The 7,187-nt window shown below is 69.3% G+C and carries 9 protein-coding genes and 1 tRNA gene; 5 read left to right on the top strand and 5 right to left on the bottom strand.

Going from position 1 to position 7,187, the window contains the following annotated elements:
- A partial coding sequence (locus IQ216_RS09835) for a fructosamine kinase family protein (protein ID WP_193815331.1) occupies positions 1-507 on the top strand: 507 nt, incomplete at its 5' end.
- A 25-nt stretch (positions 508-532) separates the two neighbouring features.
- Here IQ216_RS09835 and IQ216_RS09830 read toward each other — a convergent pair.
- Positions 533-937: a CAAD domain-containing protein gene (locus IQ216_RS09830; protein ID WP_193815330.1), complete on the bottom strand. Its 405-nt coding sequence runs from the start codon at positions 935-937 to the stop codon at positions 533-535.
- A gap of 45 nt (positions 938-982) precedes the next feature.
- Between IQ216_RS09830 and IQ216_RS09825 the strand changes: the two genes are divergently transcribed.
- Together IQ216_RS09825 and moeB are read left to right on the top strand one after the other, a co-directional pair.
- Entirely contained in the window at positions 983-1,432 is a 450-nt protein-coding gene (locus IQ216_RS09825) for a M67 family metallopeptidase (RefSeq protein WP_370566694.1), read from the top strand.
- Positions 1,433-1,471: 39 nt separating this feature from the next.
- The gene (gene moeB, locus IQ216_RS09820) at positions 1,472-2,644 is read left to right on the top strand and encodes a molybdopterin-synthase adenylyltransferase MoeB (protein WP_193815329.1); all 1,173 of its coding nucleotides are present in this window, start codon (positions 1,472-1,474) and stop codon (positions 2,642-2,644) included.
- A gap of 26 nt (positions 2,645-2,670) precedes the next feature.
- Here the strand turns inward: moeB and IQ216_RS09815 are convergent, their stop codons facing one another.
- Positions 2,671-3,879: a cob(I)yrinic acid a,c-diamide adenosyltransferase gene (locus IQ216_RS09815; protein WP_193815328.1), complete on the bottom strand. Its 1,209-nt coding sequence runs from the start codon at positions 3,877-3,879 to the stop codon at positions 2,671-2,673.
- Between the two features lie 114 nt (positions 3,880-3,993).
- On the opposite strand from IQ216_RS09815, the gene larE reads away from it, so the two are divergent.
- On the top strand, positions 3,994-4,875 hold the full coding sequence (gene larE / locus IQ216_RS09810) for an ATP-dependent sacrificial sulfur transferase LarE (RefSeq protein WP_228007363.1): 882 nt from the start codon (positions 3,994-3,996) through the stop codon (positions 4,873-4,875).
- On the opposite strand, the gene speD is transcribed toward larE, so the two are convergent.
- A complete protein-coding gene (speD, locus tag IQ216_RS09805; RefSeq protein ID WP_193815326.1) occupies positions 4,844-5,335 on the bottom strand; it encodes an adenosylmethionine decarboxylase in 492 nt (163 codons plus the stop codon). The genes larE and speD overlap by 32 nt on opposite strands.
- Positions 5,336-5,411: 76 nt before the next feature.
- Entirely contained in the window at positions 5,412-6,521 is a 1,110-nt protein-coding gene (recF, locus tag IQ216_RS09800; protein ID WP_193815333.1) for a DNA replication/repair protein RecF, read from the bottom strand.
- Positions 6,522-6,619: 98 nt separating this feature from the next.
- Here recF and IQ216_RS09795 point away from each other — a divergent pair.
- Positions 6,620-6,693: transfer RNA gene (locus IQ216_RS09795), tRNA-Arg, on the top strand.
- A 65-nt stretch (positions 6,694-6,758) separates the two neighbouring features.
- Here IQ216_RS09795 and IQ216_RS09790 read toward each other — a convergent pair.
- Positions 6,759-7,187: N-acetyltransferase (locus IQ216_RS09790; RefSeq protein ID WP_228007362.1), on the bottom strand; the 429-nt coding region annotated here is incomplete at its 5' end.

The raw sequence follows: 7,187 nt of genomic DNA, 5'->3' as shown, positions 1-7,187 counted from the left end.
GGCTATGGCTTCGAGACCGACAACTTCATCGGCTCAGCTCCCCAGGCCAATGGCTGGCTCCCCCGTTGGGCCAGCTTCTTCGTGCAGCGTCGGCTGAAGCCCCAGCTGGCCATGGCGGCGGCGCGGGGTGAGGCCTTTGCCAGCGCGGACGCCGTTCTGGAGCGGGCTCAGGAGCGGCTTGCCTCCCATGAGCCGGAAGCGGTGCTCGTGCACGGCGACCTCTGGAGCGGCAATGCCGGGCTGCTCCGCGGCGGCGGTGCGGCCCTGTTCGACCCTGCGGCCTACTGGGGCGACCGGGAAGTGGATCTGGCCATGGCGCAGTTGTTCGGAGGCTTCCCCGCCAGCTTTTTTGCGGCCTATCAAGCCACCTGGCCCCTGCCCAGCGGGGCGCCTGGCCGTGTGGAGCTCTACAACCTCTATCACCTGCTCAACCACGCCAACCTGTTCGGCGGTGGCTACCGCCGCCAGGCCGAAGCGTCGATGCTCAGCCTGCTGGACACCCCCTGAAGGCAGGGGGCTGGCCAGGAGTCCGTCAGGTCAGATACTCGTTGCGGAGTGTCTGCAGCTTGTTGACCACGGCGCTGCGCTTTTCGCTGGTGGTGAGGTTCTTCCAGCCCCACTGGCCCACCACCACCAGGCCGAGCAGCTCCAGCAGGCCGGGCACGAGGGGCAGCAGGTTGACGGTGTCGAGCACGCCCTTGATCAGGATCTGGGCGATGATCACCACGAGCAGAATGCCGCCGGCCTTGCCGATCCGGCCCATCTGGCTCCAGTCGATCTGGCCCAGGGTCTGGTTGATGCTGCCGAGAACCTCCTTGTAGCGTTCCTTGAACGCGGCGGTGTCGATGCCTTCGCCAGCAGAGGCTTCAGGGGTCGGCGTGGGATCAGCATCGGCCATGGGCTCGGTTTCAACCGTGGGGGTAGGGGTGTCGCTCATGGCCTGGGCCGGGCTCCGGATCACAGTGATCCATAAGGTATCGGGGTGACCTCCAACGCGCCAACCGGCCTGGGCGTTGATCCCGGCTTGCTCACCGCCCTGGGCGCCATCTTGCGCTCCGCTGCGCCCGAAGAGGGCTGCTGCCTGTTGCTGGGCACACGCCGGGGCCGCGGCCTTGACCAGCTCTGGCAGCTGCAGCGGCTCTGGCCCTGCCTGAATGTGTGGTCGCCGCCTGGGGAGCGGCAACGCCGTTTCGCCATTGATCCGAGGGAGCAACTGGTGGCCCAGCGCTGGGCGCGGCAGCGGGGCCTGCAGGTGCTGGGCGCTGCCCACAGCCACCCGGAAACTGCCGCAGAGCCCTCCCCCACCGACCTGGCCCTCACCTGCGCGCCAGCCCTGATGGTGATTCTGGGGCGCCAGGGCGAGGCGCTGGCCTGGTGGCTGGAGGAGGGGAACACCCTGCCCAGGCCGCTGCCGTGGAGAATGGAGCATTGACCTGGTCCGTGGCTGTGTGGCCCGGGCCCCTCGCCGCCGATGCTCCCCCCCGACACCACTGGAGTCCAGCTCAGCCCCGATGAGGTTGTGCGCTTTTCGCGCCACCTGATCCTGCCGGAGGTGGGCATGGAGGGCCAGAAGCGTCTCAAGGCCTCCTCCGTGCTCTGCGTGGGCACCGGTGGCCTGGGCTCGCCCCTGCTGCTCTACCTGGCTGCGGCCGGGGTGGGCCGGATCGGCATCGTCGATTTCGACGTGGTGGACCACTCCAACCTGCAGCGCCAGGTGATCCACGGCACCAGCTGGGTGGGCAAGCCCAAGATCGAGTCGGCCAGGGCCCGCATCCTTGAGATCAACCCGCACTGCCAGGTGGATCTCTACGAGACGGCCCTCAGCAGCGAGAACGCCCTGGCGATCATCGAGCCCTACGACCTGGTCTGCGACGGCACCGACAACTTCCCCACCCGCTACCTGGTGAACGACGCCTGCGTGCTGCTGGGCAAGCCCAATGTCTACGGCTCGATCTTCCGCTTCGAGGGCCAGGCCACGGTGTTCAACCTGGATGCCGAAAGCCCCAACTACCGCGACCTCTTCCCCGAGCCGCCGCCGCCGGGGATGGTGCCCTCCTGCGCCGAAGGCGGGGTGGTGGGTGTGCTGCCCGGCATCATCGGCGTGATCCAGGCCACCGAGGCGGTGAAGATCATCACCGGCCTGGGCACCACCCTCAGCGGCCGCCTGCTGCTGTTCGATGCCCTGGGCATGAAGTTCAGGGAGCTGAAGCTGCGCCCCAACCCCGAGCGCCCGGTGATCGACAAGCTGATCGACTACCAGGAGTTCTGCGGCGTGGGCGGCACGGCTCCGGGCCAGGAGGAGGCCGGCAGTGTGCCCAGCATCACGGTGGCGGAGCTCAAGACCGTGATCGATGGTGAGCTTGAAGACATCCTGCTGCTGGATGTGCGCAATCCCCAGGAGGCGGACATCGCCGTGATTCCCGGGGCCGTGCTGGTGCCCCTTGATCACATTGAGAGTGGCGCGGCGATTGAGCAGGTGCGCCAGCTGGCTGAAGGCAGGAAGCTCTACGTGCACTGCAAGCTGGGCGGCCGCAGTGCCAAGGCCCTGATCGCCCTCGGCCGCCACGGCATCGAGGGGGTGAATGTGAATGGCGGCATCGACGCCTGGAGCCAGGAGGTGGATCCCTCGGTGCAGCGCTACTGAGCCGAGGCGCCGCTGAGCCTTCGGGCTCAGTAATCCACCCCCCGTTTGAGATCCACGCCGCGCTCGGCGTAGTGCTTGTGGCACACCATCTCGGAGTGCACGGTGGCGAGGTCGAAGTAGGCGGGTAGGTTGCGGCAGCGGCCGGTGAGAATCACCTCGGTTTCGGCTGGCTTGCGCAGCAGGGTCTGCACGATCGGCTCCTGGGGCAACAGCTCCAGATCCACGGTGGGGTTGATCTCATCGAGGATCACCGTCTTGTAGAGGCCGCTGGAGATGGCGGCCCTGGCGATCTCCCAGGCCCTCTCGGCCTCCACGTAGTCGATGGGCTGCTGCTGGCCGCGCCACACGATCGCATCGCGGCCCGAGCGCAGGTGATCCACCAGATGGGGATAGCTCTCGCGCAGGGCGGCGATCGCCGCGTCTTCCGTGTATCCCCTGCCGCCCTTGAGCCACTGCAGGATCAGCACCCGGTGGCTCTTGTCCTGGCTGATGCCCCGCCCGATCGCCTGCAGGGCCTTGCCCAGCGCGCTGGTGCTCTTGCCCTTGCCCTCGCCGGTGTAGATCTCGATGCCGTCGAGGCCGGCGGCGGCGGTGGCGGCGTCACCATGGCGGCGATGGGCCCGCATCTCGGAATGCAGATCAGCCAGCTGCACCAGTTGGGGCGGGGCGCCGCGGCCAGTGCAGATCACCTCCATGCCATCGGGCTTGGCCGCGAGGCTGCGGCAGATCTCCTCCCGATCCAGCAGGCCCAGGTCGAGCACGGGGTTGAGCTCGTCGAGCACCACCACGGAGTAGAGGTTGCTGGCGATGGCGCCCTTGGCGATGTCCCAGCCACGCTGTGCTTCCTGCCGGTCGAAGCGGGTGGCCTGCTCGGCGCTGAAGAAGTCGCCCCGGCCGGTGCGCACCTGGTCGATCAGATGGGGAAAGCCCTGTTGCAGGGCCTCAATGGCGGCATCCTCGTCGTAGGCCCGGCCCGGGCCCTTGAGGAAGCGCAGCAGCAGCACCCGGGTGCGCTTCTGCTCGCAGATGCCCAGGCCGATGGTGCGCAGCACCACCCCCAGGGCGGCCTGGCTCTTGCCTTTGCCATCGCCGTCATAGACGTGCAGCTGGCCATGGGTGCGTTCATCGCGGCCTGAGGCGGTGCGGATGCCGATCCCCGAGGCACTGGCTCGGCCTGATCCACCGCCAGGGCTGCCCTGGCCCAGGCCTGACGGCTCGGTGGTGCTCGGACTCATCGCTGCCGTGCTGCGCGCCCGATGCTACCCACCACAACCGGCCTGTTTGGCGGCCAGCCGTCGGCCGCAGCTGCCAGGATCGAACCCCGGCCGCCGGCCCCTGCTCTTGCTGCCTTGACGTTCACCCTCCTGGAGCGCCTGCCCCCCAGCCTCGAGGAAGGTCTGGAGGCGTTGCGGCAGGCCATGGCGGCCCTGCCCCAGGTGGTGGTGGCCTACTCCGGCGGGGTGGACAGCGCCCTGGTGGCCTGCCTCGCGGTGGAGCAATGCGGCAGCGCGGCGCTGGCGATCACCGGCGTGTCGCCGGCCCTCGCTCCCCACCTGCGCCAGGAAGCCGCCGCCCAGGCCCGCTGGCTGGGCATCGCCCACCGGGAGATTGCCACCGCCGAACTGGCCGACCCGGCCTACAGCTCGAACCCGGTTGAGCGCTGCTACGCCTGCAAGCGTGAATTGCACCGGCTGCTGGCGCCGGTGGCGGCGGCGGCCGGCGATGCGGCGGTGCTCGACGGCGTCAACCACGACGATCTCGGCGACCACCGCCCCGGCATCCGCGCTGCGCGGGAGCACGGGGTGCGCTCACCCCTGGCCGAAGTCGGCATCGACAAGGCCGGGGTGCGTCAGATCTCCAGGGCCCTGGGTCTGCCCTGGTGGGACAAGCCTGCCCAGCCCTGCCTGGCCTCCCGCTTCCCCTATGGCGAGGCGATCACGGCGGCCCGGCTGCACCAGGTGGCGGCCGCCGAGGCCTGGTTGCTGGAACGGGGTTGGCCCCGGCTGCGGGTGCGCTGCCAGGGGGAGACGGCCCGCATCGAATTGCCGGAGTCGGAACTCACGGCTGCCCTGGAGCAGTGGCGGGATGGTTCCCGCCGCCGGCAGCTGGTGGAGGCGTTTCAGGCCCTCGGCTTCACCGCTGTGGCGGTGGATCTGGAGGGCCTGGTGAGCGGCAAGCTCAATCGCGGCCTCGCACCGCTCAGGCCGCCTCAGCCGGCAGACGGCTGCTGACCTGGATGGCGCCGGGGGTTTCTCGCCGGAAGCTGGTGAGCTTGTGATCGGCGGCGGCGAGTTCCTCGGCGAGCACGGCGCAGGCCCGCTCGGGCATGGTGTGGTCGCCGCAGGTGAACACATCCACGGCGGCGTAGCCGGATTCCGGCCAGGTGTGGATGGAGATGTGCGATTCGGCCAGAAGGGCCAGTCCGGTGACGCCCTGGGGCTCGAAGCGGTGGGTGATCAGGTTCAGAAGGGTGGCACCAGCCCGTTTCGCTGCGGCGGTGATGGTGTCCCTGAGAAAGGCTTCGTCGTCGAGCCGGGCGTGATCGCACCCATAGAGCTCGAGAATGCAGTGTTTTCCGACGGTGTCGGTGATCGGAGCAGGCTGGCTGGAGGCTTGGGCGGCGGCATGTGCTGCGGCTTGGGCTGCGTTCCATCCGGGGTGGGGATGGAGGCAAGGCAGGGTCTGGATCATCGAATCTGATCAAGGTGGAAGGCAACCTTACGTGACGCCGACTGTCCAGCGAGAGCAAGGCTTCTCGGACCTGGGCTCAGCTCGCCTCGACCACGGCGCCGCCCTGCAGCTGCACGATCTGGCTCTGCCGCTGCCAGCCAGCACCAAAGGCCCCCAGGTGGGTGGCGCTCACCAGACACTGGTGCCCCTCGCCCACGGCCTCGAGCAGCCACTGCTGGCGGTTGGGATCCAGTTCGGCCAGCACGTCGTCGAGCAGGAGCAGGGGTGGTTCGCCGACCACGCTGTGGACCAGCTCCAGCTCAGCCAGCTTGAGGGCCAGCACCAGCGTGCGCTGCTGCCCCGCCGATCCATAGCGACGCGCTGGCTGGCCAGCCAGCCCAAAGGCGACTTCATCGCGGTGGGGGCCGACCCCGCACTGGCCTAGCCGCAACTCCTCGCTGCGCTGGGCGACCAGCTGGGCCGCCAGGGCGGCGCGCCAGGGCTCCTCCGCCTCCTCGCCTTCCAGCTTGGTGCCGCTGCGGTAGCTGATCGTGAGGGCATCGCGACCGCCGCTGAGGCGCTGTTGCCAACGGCTGGCCAGGGGTTCCAGCCGGCGCAGGGCCCGGTGCCGCCGGCGGTGCAGGCGCGTGCCCACCAGGGCCATCTGCTGGTCGAAGGCGTCCAGCAGCGCCGCCTGCTCGTGGCCGCCCAGGCCCCGCCGCAGCAGCTGGCTGCGTTGCCGCATCAGGCGGCCATAGCGGCTGAGCAGCTCGGCATAGAGGGGCTCCAGCTGCAGCACCACCCGGTCGAGCCATTGGCGCCTTCCGGCAGGCTCTCCCCGCACGAGCTCCATGTCGAGGGCGCTGAAGCTCACGCAGCGCAGTGAGCCGTGCAGGTCGTGCTGCCGCTCCAGAGCCTTGCCGTTGCGGCGTGCCTGCCGCCCGCCGCTGCGGCGCAGGTCGAGCTGCAGCAGATCGCCGCTGGTGGTGAGGCCCTGGATACGGGCCCCGCTGCATCCCTGCTGGATCAGGTCCCGGTCGGAGCCGGTGCGGTGGGAGCGCAGCGAGCCGAGTAGCTCCACCGCCTCCAGCAGGTTCGACTTGCCCTCGCCATTGGGACCGAGCACCAGCAGGCGAGGGGCCTCCAGGCCCAGGTCCAGCCGAGCGATGTTGCGGAACTGCAGCAGCTCGAGGCGATCCAGCCTGATGGGTCTGGTGGCGGCCAGCGGCTAAGCTAAGGCCGCTGCGGAGACGGCCATCACCATGGCCAGCCAAGCGGCCAGCCACCCTCTCACGGGCGCAGCTTGGGCATGTAGCTCAGTTGGATAGAGCGTCAGATTCCGGTTCTGAATGTCGGGGGTTCGAGTCCCTCCATGCTCGTTGCGCTCAGCCGCTGTCTGTTCCCCTTCGGCCCTGGTCGGAGGGTTTTTTTTGCTCTGCGGGCCTCAGAGATGCAGGCCCATGGCGCGGATGCCGCCTGGATCCACGATGAAGCCCAGGCCTTGCAACGCCTTGATGGCCTCAGGTGGAGCCGACAGCGACACGCTGCAGCCTGAGAGCTCCCGCCGCAGCCGGCCCAGGGAGGCCTGCACCAGCGCCCGCAGCACCCTGTCGCGCTCGGGATCGGCAGGGGCGCAGCACAGGTCCCAGAGGTTGGCATTGAGGGCCAGGTCACTGGTGACCCGCACGAAGCCCACCAGGCTGCCGCTCGGGTCGGTGACACCCAGGTGCCACAGGCTCCGCTCCAGCACCCGCTGCCAGCGCTCGGCCGACCGCGCTGCCTCACCCGAGGCCACCAGCAGACTGTTGAGCAGCTCAGCGGCTGGCCACGGATTGGCCACCAGGGCATAGCCCTCCCCCAACCGGGGGGGAGG

It is taken from the genome of Cyanobium sp. LEGE 06143 (assembly GCF_015207535.1).
Taxonomy (GTDB): Bacteria; Cyanobacteriota; Cyanobacteriia; order PCC-6307; family Cyanobiaceae; genus NIES-981.
This window is presented reverse-complemented; position numbering and strand designations above follow the sequence as displayed.